Origin of the sequence: Paracoccus simplex, assembly GCF_042648325.1 — a bacterium.
Taxonomy (GTDB): Bacteria; Pseudomonadota; Alphaproteobacteria; order Rhodobacterales; family Rhodobacteraceae; genus Paracoccus; species Paracoccus simplex.
On the sequence record NZ_JBHRXE010000033.1, the window covers coordinates 99,836 to 119,684 of the forward strand.

The following is a 19,849-nucleotide window of genomic DNA, read 5'->3' on the forward strand; positions in this document are numbered from 1 at the left end:
CAACGCCCGGCGCGGCTGGCCGATCCCGGCTGCGCCGGCCGGGCACGGCGCTTCACCCCTTTCCGCGCCGGAACAGGCTGGCGCGTTCATACAGCGCCTCAAGCCGCGTCATGCGCTCTTGCGCCTGCGGCCAGTTCAGTTCCTGCACCGCCGCCAGCAGGGTTTCGATCAGCACCAGCAGCGCCGTGGTGCTGTCCCAGGCCGAGGGCACCTCGATCTGCGCGGCGAAGCGGAACCGGGCACGGGCGGAAATCGGGCTGATCCAGGGATCGGTGATCAGCACCACCTCGGCGCCCTGTTCGGCAGCCATCTCGGCCAGTTGCAGCGTCGTGCTTTCATAGCGGCGGATGTCGAACGTCACCAGCACGTCGCCGGGCCGCAGCTCCAGCAGCGCCGAAGGCCAGGCCCGGGATTGGCTGGGCAGCGCAAACACCCCGGGCCGCACGATGCCCAGCTGCGTCACCAGGTAATCCGCCAGCGCCTGGGTGATCCGCCCGCCGGTCACCAGCACCCGGCGCTGCGGATCGGCCAGCATTGCCGCGCAGGCGTCGAAATCGGCATGGTCGATGCGGCCAAGCGTCCTTGTCAGATTGTCCAGCACCGCATCGGCGAACCGGTTCAGGATATGGGTCTGGGGCACGCCGCCGGCCCAGCGGGCATGTTTGGACAGCGGCGATTCCAGCCGCGCCTCCAGCTCGCCGCGCAGCTGGGTCTGAAAATCGGGATAGCCGCGAAAGCCCAGCTTCTGCACCAGGCGCAGCACCGTGGGGGTGGAGACCCCGGCCTCCTTGGCCAGATGCGTCATCGAGGCCAGCCCCGCCACCGGGAAATTCCGCATCAGGTGACCGGCCAGCAGGCGCTCGGCCGGGGTCAGGGCGTCAAATCGCTGCGTCAGGCGGTCCTCGACGGTGCCCGCGGCTTCCGGTTCCTGTGACATCGGCCCTTCCTTTCGGTGACGCCGCGTTCGTAACGATCTTAACAGCAAAAACATATCCTGAAAAATAATTGACAGGCTTGGCCTTGCCGTTCCAACCTGATCGCGACGGGAGTGAGCGTATGTCTGGTTCAGCATCTTTCTTCCAGATCGAGAACGCGGAAGGCGGCGGCGCAGCGGTCATCGTCTGCGAACACGCCTCGAACGACCTGGGGACGATGCCCGGGGCGCTGGGGCTGAGCGCCGAACAATGCCTGGCCCATATCGCCTGGGATCCCGGCGCGCTGGGGGTGGCAAAGGGGCTGTCGGCGCTGCTGGACGCCACGCTGATCCACGCCACGGCGTCGCGGCTGATCTATGACCTGAACCGGCCCCCCGATGCCGCCGGCGCCATGGCGGCGCGCAGCGAGCTGCATGACATCCCCGGCAACCGCGACCTGCCCGTCGCGCAGCGGCTGGCCCGGACCGAGACGCATTACATCCCGTTCCACGCGGCGCTGTTCGCGCTGCTGTCGCGCCGGCTGGCCAGGGGCAGGCCGACGGCGCTGATCACCGTCCACAGCTTCAGCCCGCTTTATTTCGGCGTCCGGCGCGAGGTCGAGTTCGGCATCATCCACGATGCCGACGACCGGCTGGCGCGGGCGATCCTGGCGCGCAGGACCGGGCTGGTCACCCGGCTGAACGATCCCTACAGCGCCGCCGACGGCGTGGCCCATACCCTGGCGCTGCATGCGACGCCGCTGGGCCTGGCCCATGCCATGCTGGAGATCCGCAACGACCTGATCGCGACGCCGCGGGCGCAGCGGGCGATGGCCGACCGGCTGGCGCCGACGATCCGCGACGCCCTGAGGGAGGCCCTGTGATGCCGAACTGGACCATCGCCTATGTCCGCCGGGTCGAGGCGCTGAACTACCGCATCGGCCGGGCCAGCATGTATCTGCTGTTCGTCATCATGGGCATCCTGCTGTGGTCCTCGGTCACGAAGGTGTTGAAGGTGCCCTCGCTCTGGACGCTGGAAATGGCGCAGTTCACCCTGGTCGCCTATTACCTTCTGGGGGCGCCCTATTCGATCCAGCTTGGCGCGAATGTGCGCATGGACCTGATCTATGCGCGGCTGCCGATCCGCCAGCAGGCGGGCTGGGACATCTTCACCGTGTTCTGCCTGCTGTTCTATCTGGGGGTGATGCTGTGGGGCGCGGTGGATTCCACCCTCTACAGCTTCCAGATCGGGGAACGCGCGCCAAGCGCCTGGCGCCCGGTGCTGTGGCCGATCAAGGTGATCATCACCCTGGCCTTCCTGCTGATGATCCTGCAGGCGCTGGCGCATCTGATCCGCGACATCGCCATCCTGCGCGGGGTCGAGATCGCGCGGCCCTTCGCCGGAGAGGCCGACCGATGAGCTACGAATGGATCGCGGCCCTGATGTTCTCGACCATGCTGCTGATGATGATCACCGGGCAGCGGGTCTTCGGCGCCATCGGCTTCGTCGCCGTGGTGGCGGCGCTGGCGCTGTGGGGTCCGGGCGGCACCGACATGGGCTTTTCATCGGTGATGAAGCTGATGAAGTGGAACGCGCTGCTGACCCTGCCGATGTTCGTCTTCATGGGCTATGTCATGTCGGAATCCCGGCTGGCCGAGGATCTCTACCGCATGTTCCATGTCTGGTTCGGGCCGATGCCGGGCGGGCTGGCGATCGGCACGGTGCTGCTGATGGTGCTGATCTCGGCGATGAACGGGCTGTCGGTCGCCGGCATGGCCATCGGCGCCACCATCGCGCTGCCGGAACTGGTCAAGCACCGCTATGACAAGCGGATGATCTCGGGGGTGATCCAGGCCGGGTCCAGCCTGGGCATCCTGATCCCGCCCTCGGTGGTGCTGGTGCTGTATTCGCTGATCGCGCGCCAGCCGGTCAGCCAGCTTTGGCTGGCCGGGATCGGGCCGGGCCTGCTGATGGCGGCGCTGTTCATCGCCTATATCCTGATCCGCACCTGGCTGAACCCGGCGCTGGCCCCGCCCATGCCGGCCGAGGAGCGCACCCGGATCACCTGGGCCGAGCGGCTGCGGCTGCTGCGGGCGGGCATCCTGCCGCTGGTGATCTTCGCGGCGATGATGATCCCCTTCGTCCGGGGCTGGACCTCGCTGACGGAAAGCAGCGTGATCGGGGCCTTGGCCTCGGTCGCGGCGGCGGTGGTCAAGGGGCGCTTCACCCGGCAGGTGTTCGAGGTGGCGACCCGGCAGACCCTGGCCATCACCTGCATGTTCATGCTGATCATCATGGCGGCGCTGAGCTTCGGCGCGGTTTTCGACGGGCTGGGCGCCGGCCGGGCCATCGAGGATCTGTTTCTGGGCCAGCTGCATCTGACGCCCCTGCAGGTGCTGCTGATGATGCAGGCCAGCTTCATCCTCATGGGCATGTTCCTGGACGACACCGCGATGCTGGTCATCGTGGCGCCGATCTATGTCGGTCTGGCCCGCAGCCTGGGCTTCGATCTGGTCTGGTACGGCATCCTTTACACGATCACCTGCCAGATCGCCTATCTGACGCCGCCCTTCGGCTACAACCTGTTCCTGATGCGCGCCATGGCGCCGCGGGATTTCACGCTGGGCCTGATCTACCGCTCGGCCCTGCCTTTCGTGCTGATCATGATTCTGACGCTGTCGCTGGTGATCGCCTTTCCCCAGATCGCCATGTGGCTGCCGCATTCGATCTATGGACAATAACCAACAGGGAGAATGAAGATGACCACCAGACGCAAGTTCCTGACCCAGGGCGCCCTTGCCGCCGGCGCCTCGGCGCTGGCCGCGCCGGCCATCGCCCAGGGCGCGGCGCTGAAATGGCGCATGCAGACCTATGCCGGCGCCGCCCTTGGCGAGCATGTCTGCAAGCCCGCCGTCGAGGCCTTCAACAAGATCGCCAACGGCCAGATGGAGATCGAGCTGTTCTTCGCCGACCAGCTGGTGCCCACGGCGGAACTGTTCCGCGCCATGCAGAACGGCACCATCGACGCGGTGCAATCCGACGACGACAGCATGGCCAGCCCGACCGAGGTCACCGTCTTCGGCGGCTATTTCCCCTTCGCGCTGCGCTATTCGCTGGATGTGCCGGCGCTGTTCAACCACTACGGCCTCGATGAGATCTGGAAGGAGGAATACGCCAAGCAGGGCATCCAGCACATCTCGGCCGGGTCCTGGGACCCCTGCAACTTCGCCACCAAGCAACCGATCAACAGCCTTGCGGATCTGAAGGGCAAGCGCGTCTTCACCTTCCCCACGGCCGGCCGGTTCCTGGCGAAATTCGGCGTCGTCCCCGTCACCCTGCCCTGGGAGGATATCGAGGTCGCCCTGCAGACCGGCGAGCTGGACGGGGTCGCCTGGTCGGGCATCACCGAGGATTACACCGTCGGTTGGGCCGGGGCGACCGGGCATTTCCTGACCAACAGCATCTCGGGCGCCTGGATCGGGCATTTCTTCGCCAACCAGAAACGCTGGGACGAGGTGCCCGAGCACCTGAAGGAATTGATGAAGGCGGTCTTCGACCAGTCGCATTACTATCGCCAGCACTGGTATTGGTCGGGCGAGGCCAAGCTGCGCGTCACCGGCGACAAGATGAAGCTGACCACCATCCCGGCCGAGGAATGGGCGACCGTCGAGACCGCCGCCAAGGAATTCTGGGACGAGATCGCCGCCGAATCCGAGGTCAAGGCCAAGGTCGTCGCCAAGATCAAGGAATATAACGAGGCGATGGAAAAGGCCGGCCCGCCCTATCGCTATTCCTGATCCGCCGCGCCCCCGGGGCGCGCCAGTCCCGGCGCGTCCCCTTTCATCCGGAGTCCGCGATGCCCGCCAACCTGAGTTTCGAGGCCCTGCCAGCCGCCGTGGATGCCGGCGAGATCGACACCGTCATGGTCGCCCTTGTCGACATGCAGGGCCGCCTGATGGGCAAGCGCTTCCACGCCGCGCATTTCCTGGACAACCCCGACGAGACGCATTGCTGCAATTACCTTCTGGCCACGGATATCGAGATGGTGACCGTGCCCGGCTATCAGGCGACGGGCTGGGCGGCCGGCTATGGCGATTATGTGATGAAGCCCGACCTGACCACGCTGCGCCGCCTGCCCTGGGCGCCGGGCACCGCCTTTTGCATGGTCGATCTTTACGACCACCACACGCATGAGCTTGTCCCCCATGCCCCGCGCAGCGTGCTGCGCCGCCAGATCGAGCGCGCCCGCGCCCTGGGCCATGAGCCGATGATGGCGACCGAGCTGGAATTCTACCTGTTCGCACAGGGCTACAAAGAGCTTTTCGATGCCGGCTATCGCGGCCTGACGCCCACGGCGCGGCACAATGTCGATTACGCCCTGACCGGCACCTTCGCCGACGAGCCGGTGATGCGCGCCCTGCGCAACGGGCTTTACGGCGCCGGCATCCCGGTCGAGAACTCGAAAGGCGAGGCCGAGGCCGGCCAGCACGAGATCAACGTGAAATATTCCGACGCGCTGGACACCGCCGACATGCATGTGCTGGTCAAGGCGGCGACCAAGGAAATCGCCCAGGCGCATGGCCAGTCCGCGACCTTCATGGCGAAATACCGCCATGGCCGCGCCGGATCGTCCAGCCATGTCCACCAGTCGCTGTTCCGGGACGGCGCGAACGCGTTCCACGATCCGAATGCCGAACATGGCATGTCGGACCTGATGCGGCATTATCTGGCCGGGCAGTTGGCCCATGCCGAGGCGCTGACCTGTTTCCTTGCGCCCTATGTCAACAGCTACAAGCGTTTCGTGACCGGGCTTTTCGCACCGACCAAGGCGATCTGGTCGATCGACAACCGCACCGCCGGCTTTCGCGTCTGTGGCGATGGCACGCGGGGCGTGCGTGTCGAATGCCGCATCGGCGGCGCCGACCTGAACCCCTATCTGGCCTGCGCGGCGCTTCTGGCCGCCGGCCTCGACGGGGTCGAACGCAAGCTGGAGCTTGAGCCGCAATTCTCGGGCGATGCCTATGCCGCCGAGGCCGCGCGCCAGATCCCGAAAACGCTGGGCGATGCGGCGCGGGCGCTGGACGCATCCGCCATGCTGCGCGCCGCCTTCGGCGATGCGGTGATCGACCACTATGTCCGCGCCGCCGAATGGGAGCTTGAGGAACAGAACCGCGTCGTCACCGACTGGGAACTTGCCCGCGGCTATGAACGCGCCTGAACGGATTTCGCCGGCAAGGCCCGGCCAGATGAGGATGAAATGACCAAGACGATCAAGCTGATTTCCCCGGTCGATGGCTCGGTCTACGCCGAGCGCACCCCCCTGACCGGCACTGAGGCACGCGCCGCCGTCGCCCGCGCCCGCGCGGCGCAAGGTGCATGGGCCGCGCTGCCGCTTCCGGAACGCATCGCCCGGGTTCGGGCCGGCATCGCCGCGTTGAACGCGATGAAGGACGAGGTGGTGCAGGAACTTGCCGGCCAGATGGGCCGCCCGACCCGCTATGGTGGCGAATTCGGCGGCGTGAACGAGCGCACGGCCTATATGTCCGACATCGCCGCCGAGGCGCTGGCCCCCATGGTGGCCGAGGACAGCGACCGTTTCCGCCGCGAGATCCGGCGCGAGCCGGTCGGCGTGGTCTTTGTCATCGCGCCCTGGAACTATCCGTTCCTGACCGCCGTCAACACCATCGTGCCGGCGCTGATCGCCGGCAATGCCGTGGTGTTGAAACATGCAAGTCAGACGCTTGTGGCTGGCGAACGCCTGGCCCAGGCCATGGCGCAGGGTGGCGTGCCGGCGGATGTGTTCCAGAACGTCGTTCTTGACCATCAGACCACCGAGGACCTGATCGCCGAGCGCAGTTTCGGCTTCGTGAACTTCACCGGCTCGGTCCGGGGCGGACAGGCGATCGAGCGCGCGGCGGCGGGCACATTCACCGCCACCGGGCTGGAACTGGGCGGCAAGGACCCGGGCTATGTGCGCGCCGATGCCGATCTGGATGCCGCCGTCGACGGGCTGATGGATGGGGCGATGTTCAACTCCGGCCAGTGCTGCTGTGGGATCGAACGGATCTATGTCCATGAAAGCCTGTATGACGCCTTTGTCGAAAAGGCGGTGGCATGGGTGATGGGCCAGCGTCTGGGCAATCCCTATGACCCCGAGACCACCATGGGGCCGATGGCCAATACCCGCTTTGCCGAGGTGGTGCGCGGCCAGATCGCGGATGCGGTGGCCCAGGGCGCACGCGCGCTGATCGACCCGGCCGCCTTCCCGGCCGATGACGGCGGTGCCTATCTGGCGCCGCAGATTCTTGTCGATGTCAATCACGACATGCGGGTGATGCGCGAGGAAAGCTTTGGCCCGGTCGTCGGCATCATGCCGGTCAAGGACGACGACGAGGCCGTCGCGCTGATGAATGATTGCGATTACGGGCTGACGGTTTCGGTCTGGACGGCGGATGCGGATGCGGCGGCGGAACTGGGTGCGCGGCTGGAAACCGGCACGGTGTTTCTGAACCGCTGCGATTATCTGGACCCGGCTTTGTGCTGGACCGGCTGCAAGGATACCGGGCGGGGGGCGGCGCTTTCCAGCCTTGGCTATATGGCCGTGACCCGGCCCAAATCCTACCATCTGAAGAAGGTGACGAAATGAACCTGCGCGCAAACTGGTCCTATCCGACCGCGATCAAGTTCGGGGCCGGCCGCATCGCCGAACTGGCCGAACAGTGCCGCGCCGTGGGCATCGACCGCCCGCTTCTGGTGACCGACAAGGCGCTGGCCGCCCTGCCGATCACCGCGCAGGCGCTGGATATTCTGGAGGCCGCCGGCCTTGGTCGCGCGGTGTTTTCCGATGTCGATCCGAACCCGAACGAACACAATATGGCGGCCGGCATCGCCGTCTATAAGGCCGGCGGCCATGACGGGGTGGTGTGTTTCGGCGGCGGCTCGGCGCTGGATCTGGGCAAGATGATCGCGCTGATGGCGGATCAGACCGTCTCGGTCTGGGATCTTGAGGATATCGGCGACTGGTGGACCCGCGCCGATGCAAGCCGGATCGCCCCGATCATCGCCGTGCCCACCACCGCCGGCACCGGGTCCGAGGTCGGGCGCGCCGGCGTTCTGACCAATTTCGAAACCCACAAGAAGAAGATCATCTTCCACCCCCGGCTGATGCCGGCCGTGACCATCTGCGACCCCGAGCTGACGGTGGGGATGCCGAAATTCATCACCGCCGGCACCGGCATGGACGCCTTTGCCCATTGCCTGGAGGCCTATTGCAGCCCGTTCTTTCACCCGATGAGCCAGGGCATCGCGCTTGAGGGGCTGCGGCTGGTCAACGAATACCTGCCGCGCGCCTATGCCAGCCCCGACGACATCGAGGCGCGGGCGCAGATGATGGCCGCCGCCGCCATGGGCGCGGTGGCCTTTCAGAAAGGCTTGGGCGCGATCCACAGCCTCAGCCACCCGGTCGGCGCGGTCTACGGCACCCATCACGGCACCACCAATGCGGTGGTGATGCCGATGGTGCTGGACTTCAACCGCTCCGCCATCCAGGACCACCTGGCCCGCGCCGCCGATTATCTGGGCATCGCCGGCGGCTTCGACGGCTTCCGCGCCCGGGTGATGGAGCTGCGCAGCATCTTCGCCATCCCCGAGACCCTGACCCGGCTTGGCGTTCAGCCCGAGCGCCTGGACGAGCTGACCGAGATGGCGCTGGAAGACCCGAGCTGCGGCGGCAATCCCGTCCAGATGACCCGCGAAAACACCCGCGCCCTGTTCGAAAGCTGCATGTAAGGGCTGGCCCGACCGGCGCGGCGCCGCGGATCGCCGCCGCTGCCGGCGCGGCGCGCAAGACCATCGGCGCCCGCCGCCGCAATCCATCGCTGGTCCTGCGCCGGAGGCTGGCCGCTAGCGATGCGCGTGGCTGCGGTCCCAGTCCTCGCGCTTGGGCAGCTGCTCGAACGTGTGCTCGGGCGGGGGCGAGGGCAGGGTCCATTCCAGGGTGTCGGCGTGCTCGTTCCAGTAGTTCGGCACGTTGACGCGCTTGCCGGCGAAGAGCGTGTAGAACACGATGCCGATGAACAGCAGGAAGGAGGCGAAGCTGATATAGGCGCCGATCGACGAGATGTTGTTCCAATAGGCGAACTCGACCGGGTAGTCGATGTAGCGCCGCGGCATGCCCTGGCGGCCCAGGAAGTGCTGCGGGAAGAAGATCATGTTCGAGCCGAGGAACATCATCCAGAAATGCAGCTTGCCGGCCCATTCCGGATATTGCCGGCCCGACATCTTGCCGATCCAGTAATAACTGCCCGCAAAGATCGCGAAGACGGCGCCCAGGCTCATGACATAGTGGAAATGCGCCACGATGTAATAGGTGTCGTGATAGACCCGGTCCAGCGGCGCCTGCGCGATGACGACCCCGGTCACGCCGCCGATGGTGAACAGGAACAGGAAGCCGAAGGCCCAGAGCATCGGCGTCTTGAACTCGATCGAGCCGCCCCACATGGTCGCGATCCACGAGAACACCTTGATGCCGGTCGGCACGGCGATGGTCATGGTCGCCATCTGGAAATAGGTCTGCTGGGTCAGCGACATGCCGGCCGTGTACATGTGATGCGCCCAGACGATGAAGCCCAGGAAAGCGATGGCCGCCATGGCCAGGACCATCGGCAGATAGCCGAAGATCGGCTTCTTGGCGAAAGTGGCGATGACATGGCTGATGATGCCGAATCCCGGCAGGATCAGCATATAGACCTCGGGATGGCCGAAGAACCACAGGATGTGCTGGTAAAGCACCGGGTCGCCGCCGCCGGCCGGGTCGAAGAAATGCGTGCCGAAATTGCGGTCCATCAGCAGCATGGTGATGCCGCCGGCCAGCACCGGCAGCGACAGCAGGATCATCCAGGCGGTGATGAAGACCGCCCAGGCGAACAGCGGCACCCTGAACAGCGTCATGCCGGGGGCGCGCATGTTCAGGAAGGTGGTAATGATGTTGATCGCGCCGAGGATCGAGCTGGCGCCCGAGACGTGGACGGAAAAGATCGCCAGGTCCATCGCGTAACCGCCCTCGGTCGTGGACAAGGGCGGGTAAAGCACCCAGCCCACGCCGGCCCCGCGCTGATCCGCCCCGCCCGGCGACAAGAGCGAGGCGATGGCCAGCGAAACCCCGCAGACATAAAGCCAATAGCTCAGGTTGTTCAGCCGCGGAAAGGCCATGTCCGGGGCGCCGATATGCAGCGGCATGAAATAGTTGCCGAAACCGCCGAACAGCGCCGGAATCACCACGAAGAACATCATCAGGATGCCGTGATAGGTCACCACCACGTTCCACAGATGGCCGTTCGGCGTGCATTCGGCCGCGGCGTCGGCGATGAGGCGCATCCCTTCCAGGCACATGTATTGCACGCCGGGATGCTGCAGCTCCATCCGCATGTAGACGGTGAAGCAGACCGAGATCAGCCCGGCCAAACCCGCCGTGAACAGGTAGAGAATGCCGATATCCTTGTGGTTCGTCGACATGAACCAGCGGGTGAAGACGCCCCGCCGCGCTTCGATGCTGTCGCTGATCTGGGCTGCCATGGTCCTATCCTTTATCCGCGCTGGCTTGGGTCTCGGGCCGGGCCGCCGGTTCGGCGCGGCGGCACGGCGATGCGGCGGGCCCCGCGGCGATCGGCAAGGCGAAGCGGGGCGCCGGGCGCCGCCGCGATGCGCCGGACCGCCGCCGCAAGGGCCCGGGCCCGCCGCCATGGTTTCCGGGGAACGGCGGCAAGGCGCGGGCCGGTCTCACGCGCCATCAATCTCGTCCAGCACCGCCAGCGCCTTGTTCGCATGGCCATAGGCCGCGCCGGCGCGCATCTCGGCCGCGACCCAGATCGCCTCCATGATCTGCTCGTTGCTGGCGCCGGCGCGCTTCGCGCCCCGCACATGGCCCTCGATACACCAGGGGCATTGCGTCACATGCGCCACCGCGACCGCGATCAACTGCTTGGTGCGCTTGTCCAGCGCCCCCTCGGCGAAGACCGCCTTCGACAGCGCCAGAAAGGCATCGTCGATGGCGGGGGCCAGCGCGTGGCGTTTCGCGCCCAGCTCGGGGCTGGCCTTGGGCATGGTGATGTCGGTCATGGGCTTCCCCTTCCCCTTTCCCCGGGCGCGGTCAGTCGCGCCAATAGCCGTTCGCCGCGGCGATGGTGGCGAACCAGGCCGCCGCCACGCCCGAGACGTCGATCAGGCGGGCCGCATCCCCGGCATAGTGCGGCCGCTGCGCCTTCAGCACCGCCACATCGGGCTGGGTCGTCTTGACCGCCCGCCGGGCCATGACGATGGCCAAGTCGAAGCCCTGCTGCGGCGTATCGACCTGCAGGGTCGGCAGCCAGGTCTCTGCCGGCGCCGGCGTGGCGGCGGTCTGGGCAAGACCCCCGGTCGGCGGCAGCGCCAGCGCGGCCAGAATGCAGATCTGTCTAAGCATCGGATCACCCTCTTGAACTGGTCACGAAAGGGGTTGCAGCCCCTTGGTCAGACGCGCGCCCCCGCCGCAAAGCGCGGAGACAGCAGGTTGTTTTCCAGATGGATGCCCCATCGGGTCCGCGCCCGCGGCGCATCCTCGCGACGGCAGGAACCGATGCCGAGCCGCCGGGCAGACCTGCCGCGATCTCGCCAGCCGTGCGGTCGGGCAAGGGATGCGTCCTTGGGACATGGCCGTCTCCGTAAGCGGTTGTCTTTGACGGTGGGTCGGGCCGCGGGGCAGGAGAATGCGCGAAGCCCTTTTATTCGGTACTTGCAATGCCGAATATCCTCACACATAATCGGCATTGTCAATACCAATTAGGAGGGTCGATGCGGCTTGCCACCTTCACGGATTACGGGTTGCGGGTGCTGATGCGCCTGGCGGGGGCGCAGGGAGAGGCGGTCTCGACCGGGCGGATCGCCCGGGAATTCGGGATCTCGCAACATCATCTGGCCAAGGTGGTCAGCGATCTTGGAACGGGCGGCTTCGTGCGGTCCGAGCGCGGCAGGTCCGGCGGGCTGCGGCTGATGCGGCCGGCGGACGAGATCACGCTGGGACAGGTGGTGCGCCATCTGGAACGCAAATTCGCCATCGTCGAATGTTTCCGCGCCGATGGCGGCGAATGCGTCCTGCGGCCGGGTTGCCGCCTGCGGCCCCAGCTTTCCGCGGCGCGCGAGGCGTTCATGACCGAGCTTGACCGCACGACGATCAAGGATTGCGCCTGGCCCGGGGCAGGCCCGGGCGGGCGGATGGTGGCGGCCGAATAGGCCGGGAAAGAGAGGCAGCGATGGGTGCGGTCGAATTTGGCAAGGACGGCGTCAGGGTCGAGGCGGCGCTGCTGGCCCGCGCCTTCGGGATCAGCGCCGACGATCTGAAACGGGACATGCGCGACGGCACGATCACCAGCCGGTTCGAGCGCGGCGAGGGCAAGGACGCCGGAACCGTCCGGCTGATCTTCTTCTCCGCCAGCCGGCGCGTCAGGATAACGGCCGATGCCGGCGGCCATGTGCTGAGCTGCGGCGCGGCGGATTTCGCCGGCCCGCCCGGTTCCGCAAGCCGGCCGGCGGCGACCGGCACCGGCCGGGGCTTCGCGGACCCGGATGGTCAACAGGCGCATATCGAAACGCTTCTCGACCTGGCGCTGCAGGGAACCTTCCCCGCCAGCGATCCCGTCGCCATCGGCATCGACGCCCCTGCCCCGCCCGTCTTGCCGCGGGAAACGAGACCATGACCGCCGCACGTCCGGGCCGGGATTTCGGGGGCCTGGCCGGGACATCGGCGCGCATTCCCTGATCGCACAAAAGGGGGTCACATGCTGATCCGCAAACTTCTGCCCGTCGCGCGCCGCCGCCTGCAGACCATCGACCTGGGCGCCGCGCTGCTGCAGGCCGCCCGGCGGCTTGGCACGGATTGCGACATGCTGGTGGTCTGCGACGCCGCCGGCCGGCTGGAGGGCGTGCTGACCAAGACCGACGTGGTGCGCCAGACCGGCCGTTGCGCCGGCGCCGGTTGCACCGCACCCGTGGTCGAGGCGATGACGCGCGACGTCACCACCGTGACCGCCGACGGCTGGCTGCAGGATGTCTGGGACATCATGAAGGCGCGCGGCTTCAGGAACATCCCGCTGGTCGATGCGGCCGGCCTGCCGCTGGGGGTGCTGAACGCCCACGACGTCCTGCAGATGCTGCTGCAGGAGGTCCGGGAGGAGGAGAACCTGCTGCACGATTATGTCATGAACATCGGCTATCGCTGAAAAAGACTGCCGGCCGCCCGGCCCGCCCGCCGCTTGGGGGCAACCGGGCCGGCCGTGCCGGTGATCGGACCGCCCGGCGCCAAAGAGGGGCTGCCGTCAGGGCGCCGCGGCCTGGGCGTCCCGCGCGATGCCGTATTCGCCGCTGACCTCGGCCAGTTTCCCGTGCAGTTTGGCGATCAGGCTGGCGCGCGGGCTGTTCTGGATCTGGATCAGTCCGATGGACCGATGGATCACCGGCTCGCCGAAGGGGATCGCCACCACCGCCTCGCGCGTGTCCAGAAGCGCCACCCGCGGCACCACCGACACCCCCAGGCCATGCGCCACGCAGGCGGTGATCGAGGAGATGGCATCCATCTCGGCGATATCGACCAGCGGCAGGTTCAGCCGGCCCAGCTCGGCCTCGATCAGCCGGGCCAGCGGCACGGCAGAGCGGAAGCGGACATAGGGATGCGACACCAGCATCGTCCGCAGGTCGCTGACCGGCGTGCCGGGCGGGGCGATCAGGAACAGCGGCTCGCGGATGAACGGGCTCCAGCGCAATTCCCGCGCGATGACGCTGTGTTCGGCGATCATCGCCGTGTCCAGCCGCCCGGCGCTGACGTCCTGCATCAGGGAGTCCGAGCTGCCGACATGCAGCTTGATCCGCAGCCCCGGGTGATTCGCCACCAGCCGCGAGATCGCCTGCGGCAACAGCCCGATGGCGCTGGTTCGGACCGATCCGATCGAGAAGGTGCCGATGATCCGCCGCCCCGACACCGCGTCTATGGCGTTTTCGGCCGCCCGGACCAGATCGGCGGCGGCCCTGACCATCTGCTGCCCGGCCGAGGTCAGCGTCGGCGGGCGGCTTTGCCGGTTGAACAGGCTGACGCCGATTTCCGATTCAAGGGCTTGAATCTGCTGGCTGACCGCCGAGGGCGTCAGCGCAACCTGCTGCGCCGCCCGCGCGAAGCTGCCGGTTTCGGCGATGGCCAGCAGGGTCTTGAGCTGTCGCGTATCCATATGATTAAGTTTTCCTGAATTTATAAGACAGAATTATCCGCTTTCATTTAGAAAAACAATCCTTATTCGGAAGATCAGTCATCTGACCCATGTCGGATCCGAGGGGGGATATGTCGAAAAACGTTCTGATCACCGGCCCGAGCCTGGCCCCGGCCGCCGAAGCCGTCCTGACCGGCGCCGGCTACCGGCCCGTCTATGTGCCGCCCTATACCGAGGGCGAGGCGCTGCGGCGCTTCTCGGCCGAGAACGACCCGGTCGGGGTGCTGGTGCGGATGGGCCGGCTGGACGAGGCGTTTCTTGCCGCCTCGCCGCGGGTGCGGGTGCTGTCCAAGCACGGGGCCGGCGTCGACAATATCGACATCGCCGCCGCCAGCGCGCGCCGCATCCCGGTCCTGGTCGCCGCGGGCGCCAACGCCGTCTCGGTCGCGGAACATGCCATGGCGCTGTTGTTCGCGGTGGCCAAGAAGATCGTGCCGCTGGACCGCGGCCTGCGCGAGGGGCGCTGGGAAAAGCCGGGTTTCCAGGGCCGGGAACTGGCCGGTTCGACCATGGGGCTGGTGGCCTTCGGCGCCATCGCCCGGCAGACGGCACGCTTCGCCCGCGCCTTCGGCATCGCGGTCTCGGCCTATGATCCCTTCTGCCCGGCCGAGGTCTTCGAGGCCGAGGGCGTCACCCGCATCGACGACCTGGACAGGCTGGTCGCCGGCAGCGACATCGTCAGCCTGCACAGTCCGCTGACGCCCCGGACGCGCCACCTGATCAATGCCGAGCGGCTGGCGCTGATGCGCCCGGACGCGATCATCGTCAACACCGCGCGCGGCGGGCTGATCGACGAGACCGCGCTGCTGGCCGCGCTGCGGGAAAACCGCATCGGCGGCGCCGGCCTGGACACCTTCGCCACCGAGCCGCCGGCGGCGGACCATCCGTTCTGGGCCGACATGCGGCTGGTCCTGACCCCGCATATCGGCGGCGTGACCGCGGCCGCCAACACCCGCGTCGGCATCGAGGCCGCGCAGGGCATCGTCGATTGCCTGGCCGGCCGCGCCATCCCGCCCGGCCGCATCGTCAATCATCAGGAACTCGTCCCGGCCGGGGCGAAAGTCTAAGGAGCGCCCATGAGCGTTGGTTTCCGCATTCTCAACCGCGACCGTGCCGTTCCGGCGGATCTGGTCGCCCGCTTCGCCCGGCTTCCGGTCGCCAATGTCAGCGACAGCATGCACCGCATGACCGCGGGCGGCGACCGGCTGCGCAAGATGCACCGCGACGGCGTGCTGGCGGGCGTGGCGGTGACGGTCAAGACCCGGCCCGGCGACAACCTGATGCTGCACAAGGCCATCGACCTGGCGCAGCCGGGCGACGTGATCGTGGTCGATGCCGGGGGCGAGCTGACCAATGCGCTGATGGGCGAGCTGATGCTGGCCTATGCGATCCGGCGCGGCGTGGCGGGCTTCGTGCTGAACGGCGCGATCCGCGACGCGGACCAGTTCCTTGCCATGAACCTGCCGGTCTTTGCCGCCGGCATCACCCATCGCGGCCCCTACAAGGACGGCCCGGGCGAGATCAACGTGCCCATCGCCATCGACGGCATGGTGATCCATCCGGGCGATCTGGTGCTGGGCGACAGCGACGGCGTGCTGGCGGTGCCCCGCGCGGTGGCGCAGGAGGTCTATGAGAAGACCGTCGCCAAGCAGGATGCCGAGGTGAAGCAGATGGCCGCCATCGAGGCGGGCACGAACGATCGCTCCTGGGTCGATGCGGCCCTGAAGCGGCTTGGATGCGAGTTTCCGGCCTGAGGCCGGCATGACTTGGGCCACGGATGGGACCGTGGCCCGCTTTCTGGGAGGATAGATCAGATGAAAGCCCTTATTTCGCTGCCCCTGGCGGCGGCCCTGACCGCAGGCATGGCCAGCGCCGCGCTGGCGGACTGGCCGACCGACCGCCCGATCGAGATGATCGTGGCCTTCGCCCCCGGCGGCGGCACCGACATCATGCTGCGCACCCTGGCGCCCTTTCTCGAGACCGAGCTGGACACCCAGTTCCCGGTGCTGAACCGCCCCGGCGCCTCGGGCGAGATCGCCTATACCGCGCTGTCGCAGGCCCGGCCGGACGGCCATACCGTGTCGTCGCTGAACACGCCGGGCTTCCTGACCATGCGCATCGACCGCAAGCTGCGTTTCGACCCGGCCGAGATCTGCCCGATCGCCCGCATCGTCGAGGATCCGGGCACCTTCATCGTCCAGCCGGATTCGAAATTCCAGTCGCTGGAGGATGTCGTGGCCTTCGCCAAGGAACATCCCGGCGCCGTCTCGGTGGCGACCACCGGCATGGGCACGGACGAGCATCTGGCGATGCTGCAACTGGAACAGGCGGCCGGCATCGACCTGACCGCGGTGCCCTTCGGCGGCGCGAACGAGGCCAAGACCGCCCTGCTGGGCGGCCATGTCACCATGATCGGCCTGAATGTCGGCGAATACGCCACCAGCGACCAGGATTCCTTCCGGGCGCTGGCGCAGTTCTCGGAAGAACGCTCGACCCTGGCGCCCGACCTGCCGACGGCGAAAGAGCTGGGCTATGACGTGATCATGTCCTCGGAACGCGGCCTTGCCGCCCGCTGCGATGTCCCCGAGGAGATCCGCGCCCGCCTGTCCGCAGCCGTCGATGCCGCCATCGCCGATCCCGCATTCCAGGAAAAGGCCAAGCAGCAGGGCATCCCGCTGTCCTATCAGTCGGGCGCCGACTGGTCCGCGGCCATGCCGGCGCGGCTGGAGCGCTACACCCAGATCTTCCAACTGATCAAGCAGGAGCAGTGATGGCTGGCCCGAGCGTGCCCGACAAGGGCGACAAGCCCGACCTGCTGACGGCGGCGATCTTCGTCGGTCTCGGCGCGCTCGGGCTGGTCATGGGCTGGGGGCTCGACCCCGGCTCGCTGGCGCAGATGGGGCCGGGCTTCCTGCCCCGCGTCGTCTGTATCCTGCTGATCGCCGTGGGGCTTGGGGTGGGCATCCCGGCCCTGCGCCGCCCGGCCCAGGCCATCGAATCCGTCAGGCTGCGCCCGGTGCTGGTCATCACCTTGGCCATCGTCGTCTTCGCCTATGCGGCGACGCATCTGGGCTTCGTGCTGGCCTCGCTGTGGCTGATCGTCGCCGGCTCGCTGGCCGATCCGGGCGGCAAGTGGACCCACACGCTGCTGCTTGCGGTGGGGCTGACCGTCTTCGGCGCGCTGGTCTTCGTCTATGGCCTGGGCGTCCAGGTGCCGCTGTGGCCCGTCTGACGGGCGTCCTGGGGAGGATCCAATGAGCTTTATCGACCTGCTTATGCTGGGCTTCAGCGAGGCGATGACCCTGCAGAACCTCAGCTTCTGCCTGCTGGGGGCGCTGCTGGGCACGCTGATCGGCGTGCTGCCGGGCATCGGCCCGACCGCGACCATCGCCGTCTTGCTGCCCATCACCTTCTTCCTGCCGCCGCTGGCCGGGATCATCATGCTGGCCGGCATCTATTACGGCGCGCAATATGGCGGCACGACCACCGCGGTGCTGGTGAACCTGCCGGGCGAGGCGTCAAGCGTCGTCACCACGCTGGACGGCTATCAGATGGCCCAGCAGGGCCGCGCCGGGGCGGCGCTGGCGGTCGCGGCGCTGGGGTCGTTCTTCGCCGGCACGGTGGCGACCTTTGCCATCGCCGTGGCCGGGCCGACGCTCTCCAGCTTCGCGCTGTCCTTCGGGCCGGCGGAATATGTCTCGCTGATGGTCTTCGGCCTGCTGGCGGCGACGATCCTGGCCAGCGGCCCGGTCCTGAAGGCCATCGGCATGATCCTGATCGGGCTGCTCTTGGGCATGGTCGGCACCGACCAGTCCACCGGCCAGGACCGGCTGACCTTCGGCGCCATCGAGCTGTTCGACGGCATCGACTTCATCGTCATCGCCATCGGCCTGTTCGGCTTTTCCGAGATCATCGCCAACCTCGAACGCTCGGGGTCCGAGGGCGTGACCCTGGCGCCGATCAGCCGGCTGTGGCCCACGCGCGAGGATTTCCGCCGGTCCTGGGCCGCGGTGCTGCGCGGCACCGGCGTCGGCACCTTCCTGGGCCTGCTGCCGGGCGGCGGCGCGACGCTGGCGTCCTTCAGCGCCTATTCCTTCGAAAAGAAGATGTCGAAGCGCCCGCAGGATTTCGGCACCGGCGTGGTCGAGGGCGTGGCCGCCCCCGAGGCCGCCAACAACGCCGCCGCGCAAAGCTCGTTCATCCCGCTGCTGACGCTGGGCATCCCGTCGAACAACATGATGGCGATGATGCTGTCGGCCTTCATGATCCACGGCATCACCCCGGGGCCCACCGTGCTGGCCAACCAGCCCGAGATCTTCTGGGGCCTGGTCGCCAGCATGTGGATCGGCAACGCGCTGCTGGTCATCATCAACCTGCCGATGATCGGGCTGTGGGTGAAGCTGCTGACCGTGCCCTATCGGCTGCTCTATCCGGCGATCCTGCTGTTTTGCTGCATCGGCGTCTATTCGATGAACAACCGCATCTTCGACGTGATGCTGGCGGCGGGCTTCGGTCTGGTGGGCTACATCTTCCGCAAGGCGAAATGCGAACCGGGGCCGCTGCTGCTGGGCTTCGTGCTGGGTCCGCTGCTGGAATCGAACCTGCGCCGGACGCTGCTGATCGAGCAGGGCGACCCGTCGATCTTCGTCGAACGCCCGATCAGCCTGACCATGCTGATCGCCACGGTGGTGCTGCTGGCGCTGATGATCTTCCCCGCCTTCCGCAAGTCCCGCGAAGAGGCGTTCCAGGAAGAGGAGGGCTGAGCGACGCCGTGACCAAGTGCCCCGGCACATCGTCCGGCCGCGCGTCATGGCCGACCTGACCCGTCATTGACGTTCCCGTGACAGTCCAGAACCAGTGTTCCGACCGGAGCGTTAGCCTGTCAGACAGTTGATGGAGATGACGAGATGTTTGCGAAACGGATGATGACCGCGGCGCTTCTGACCGCGGGGATAAGCGGCCATGTTCTGGCCCAGACCACGGAAATGGTGACCGGCAACGGTCAGACCGCCGTGGTGCCCGAGGCGGCGACGGAATCGAAAGGCGTCTCCCCGGTCGCCACGCAGGTGGAGTCGGCATATCCGGCCTTCAACCAGCAAATGAACAACGACACCATCGCGAGCACGCTGCTGGCGCAGGGCTTCAAGGATATCCACATCCTGCGCGAGGGTTCGTTGATGACGATCACCGCGACCCGGGACAACAACGACGTCAATCTGGTCTACAATCTTGTCGAAGGTCGGCTGATCGAGCTTAACGGCGAGCGTGTGCTGAGCGAGGCGGAACGGGCGCTGGACAGCTCCAACGGCGGGGCCTCGCCCGCCGCGACCGAGGACGGGACGGGCGACGACGGGGCCACCGGCGGCGATACCGGCAGCGGCGATACGGGCGGCGATACGGGAAGCGGCGATACCGGCAGCGACCCCGGCTCGGACAGCGGCGATGACGGAAGCACGGATGGCGGAACGACCGGCGGCGATACCGGCAGCGGCGATACGGGAAGCGGCGACGCTGGCAGCGATTCCGGCAGCTCGGGTTCCGATAGCGGTTCTGATTCCGGCAGCGGTTCGGATTCCGGCGGCGGTTCGGAGAGCGACGGCAGCAACGGCTGATTGCGCTGTTCGGACCGCGACGACAGGCCAAGGC

Annotated in this window: 21 protein-coding genes; 16 read left to right on the top strand and 5 right to left on the bottom strand. The window is 67.2% G+C overall.

The genetic code is table 11. The features are described from left to right. Window positions 1–52: 52 nt before the first annotated feature. Window positions 53–937, bottom strand: a complete 885-nt coding sequence (locus tag ACFOMP_RS11990) for a MurR/RpiR family transcriptional regulator (RefSeq protein WP_379030818.1) — start codon at window positions 935–937, stop codon at window positions 53–55. 119 nt (window positions 938–1,056) lie between these two features. On the opposite strand from ACFOMP_RS11990, the gene ACFOMP_RS11995 reads away from it, so the two are divergent. From ACFOMP_RS11995 to ACFOMP_RS12025, 7 genes are read left to right on the top strand one after another with little or no spacing between them, the layout of a single operon-like run. Then, window positions 1,057–1,797 (top strand): N-formylglutamate amidohydrolase, encoded by a 741-nt coding sequence (locus ACFOMP_RS11995; protein ID WP_379030821.1) that lies wholly within the window; start codon window positions 1,057–1,059, stop codon window positions 1,795–1,797. Further along, window positions 1,797–2,333: a TRAP transporter small permease subunit gene (locus tag ACFOMP_RS12000; RefSeq protein ID WP_019352634.1), complete on the top strand. Its 537-nt coding sequence runs from the start codon at window positions 1,797–1,799 to the stop codon at window positions 2,331–2,333. The genes ACFOMP_RS11995 and ACFOMP_RS12000 overlap by 1 nt, the downstream gene beginning before the upstream one ends. Beyond that, window positions 2,330–3,655 carry a TRAP transporter large permease gene (locus ACFOMP_RS12005; protein WP_379030824.1) on the top strand — a complete coding sequence of 442 codons (1,326 nt, stop codon included), beginning with the start codon at window positions 2,330–2,332 and terminating at the stop codon, window positions 3,653–3,655. Before ACFOMP_RS12000 ends, ACFOMP_RS12005 begins: the two co-directional genes overlap by 4 nt. An 18-nt stretch (window positions 3,656–3,673) precedes the next feature. Then, a complete protein-coding gene (locus ACFOMP_RS12010; RefSeq protein ID WP_289896788.1) occupies window positions 3,674–4,711 on the top strand; it encodes a TRAP transporter substrate-binding protein in 1,038 nt (345 codons plus the stop codon). Between the two features lie 59 nt (window positions 4,712–4,770). After that, window positions 4,771–6,132, top strand: coding sequence for a glutamine synthetase family protein (locus ACFOMP_RS12015; RefSeq protein WP_379030827.1), 1,362 nt, complete (start codon window positions 4,771–4,773; stop codon window positions 6,130–6,132). Between the two features lie 39 nt (window positions 6,133–6,171). Further along, entirely contained in the window at window positions 6,172–7,560 is a 1,389-nt protein-coding gene (locus ACFOMP_RS12020) for an aldehyde dehydrogenase family protein (RefSeq protein ID WP_379030830.1), read from the top strand. Then, complete coding sequence (locus tag ACFOMP_RS12025; protein WP_379030833.1) at window positions 7,557–8,702, top strand: iron-containing alcohol dehydrogenase; 1,146 nt, start codon at window positions 7,557–7,559, stop codon at window positions 8,700–8,702. The genes ACFOMP_RS12020 and ACFOMP_RS12025 overlap by 4 nt, the downstream gene beginning before the upstream one ends. A gap of 114 nt (window positions 8,703–8,816) precedes the next feature. Here ACFOMP_RS12025 and ctaD read toward each other — a convergent pair whose 3' ends face one another. From ctaD to ACFOMP_RS12040, 3 genes are all read right to left on the bottom strand, one after another. Further along, the gene (ctaD, locus tag ACFOMP_RS12030; RefSeq protein WP_379030836.1) at window positions 8,817–10,487 is read right to left on the bottom strand and encodes a cytochrome c oxidase subunit I; all 1,671 of its coding nucleotides are present in this window, start codon (window positions 10,485–10,487) and stop codon (window positions 8,817–8,819) included. 204 nt (window positions 10,488–10,691) lie between these two features. After that, window positions 10,692–11,030, bottom strand: a complete 339-nt coding sequence (locus ACFOMP_RS12035; protein WP_289896783.1) for a carboxymuconolactone decarboxylase family protein — start codon at window positions 11,028–11,030, stop codon at window positions 10,692–10,694. Between the two features lie 31 nt (window positions 11,031–11,061). Continuing rightward, entirely contained in the window at window positions 11,062–11,373 is a 312-nt protein-coding gene (locus tag ACFOMP_RS12040; RefSeq protein ID WP_354670386.1) for a hexameric tyrosine-coordinated heme protein, read from the bottom strand. Window positions 11,374–11,741: 368 nt separating this feature from the next. Between ACFOMP_RS12040 and ACFOMP_RS12045 the strand changes: the two genes are divergently transcribed. The 3 genes from ACFOMP_RS12045 (at window position 11,742) to ACFOMP_RS12055 (ending at window position 13,165) form a co-directional block, all read left to right on the top strand. After that, entirely contained in the window at window positions 11,742–12,179 is a 438-nt protein-coding gene (locus tag ACFOMP_RS12045) for an RrF2 family transcriptional regulator (protein ID WP_289896782.1), read from the top strand. A 20-nt stretch (window positions 12,180–12,199) separates the two neighbouring features. Next, a complete protein-coding gene (locus ACFOMP_RS12050) occupies window positions 12,200–12,643 on the top strand; it encodes a DUF6522 family protein (RefSeq protein ID WP_289896781.1) in 444 nt (147 codons plus the stop codon). Window positions 12,644–12,724: 81 nt separating this feature from the next. Then, window positions 12,725–13,165 carry a CBS domain-containing protein gene (locus ACFOMP_RS12055; protein WP_379030841.1) on the top strand — a complete coding sequence of 147 codons (441 nt, stop codon included), beginning with the start codon at window positions 12,725–12,727 and terminating at the stop codon, window positions 13,163–13,165. 96 nt (window positions 13,166–13,261) lie between these two features. Here the strand turns inward: ACFOMP_RS12055 and ACFOMP_RS12060 are convergent, their stop codons facing one another. Beyond that, window positions 13,262–14,164, bottom strand: coding sequence for a LysR family transcriptional regulator (locus tag ACFOMP_RS12060; RefSeq protein ID WP_379030844.1), 903 nt, complete (start codon window positions 14,162–14,164; stop codon window positions 13,262–13,264). Between the two features lie 110 nt (window positions 14,165–14,274). Between ACFOMP_RS12060 and ACFOMP_RS12065 the strand changes: the two genes are divergently transcribed. The 6 genes from ACFOMP_RS12065 (at window position 14,275) to ACFOMP_RS12090 (ending at window position 19,815) form a co-directional block, all read left to right on the top strand. Further along, window positions 14,275–15,270, top strand: coding sequence for a hydroxyacid dehydrogenase (locus ACFOMP_RS12065; protein ID WP_379030847.1), 996 nt, complete (start codon window positions 14,275–14,277; stop codon window positions 15,268–15,270). A gap of 9 nt (window positions 15,271–15,279) precedes the next feature. Continuing rightward, window positions 15,280–15,957, top strand: coding sequence for an RraA family protein (locus ACFOMP_RS12070; RefSeq protein ID WP_289896777.1), 678 nt, complete (start codon window positions 15,280–15,282; stop codon window positions 15,955–15,957). Window positions 15,958–16,017: 60 nt separating this feature from the next. Continuing rightward, a complete protein-coding gene (locus ACFOMP_RS12075; protein WP_379030851.1) occupies window positions 16,018–16,974 on the top strand; it encodes a tripartite tricarboxylate transporter substrate binding protein in 957 nt (318 codons plus the stop codon). Next, the gene (locus ACFOMP_RS12080; protein ID WP_289896775.1) at window positions 16,974–17,435 is read left to right on the top strand and encodes a tripartite tricarboxylate transporter TctB family protein; all 462 of its coding nucleotides are present in this window, start codon (window positions 16,974–16,976) and stop codon (window positions 17,433–17,435) included. The genes ACFOMP_RS12075 and ACFOMP_RS12080 overlap by 1 nt, the downstream gene beginning before the upstream one ends. A gap of 22 nt (window positions 17,436–17,457) precedes the next feature. After that, window positions 17,458–18,966, top strand: a complete 1,509-nt coding sequence (locus ACFOMP_RS12085; RefSeq protein WP_379030854.1) for a tripartite tricarboxylate transporter permease — start codon at window positions 17,458–17,460, stop codon at window positions 18,964–18,966. A gap of 144 nt (window positions 18,967–19,110) precedes the next feature. Further along, the gene (locus ACFOMP_RS12090; protein WP_379030857.1) at window positions 19,111–19,815 is read left to right on the top strand and encodes a hypothetical protein; all 705 of its coding nucleotides are present in this window, start codon (window positions 19,111–19,113) and stop codon (window positions 19,813–19,815) included. The last annotated feature ends 34 nt before the right edge of the window (window positions 19,816–19,849 follow it).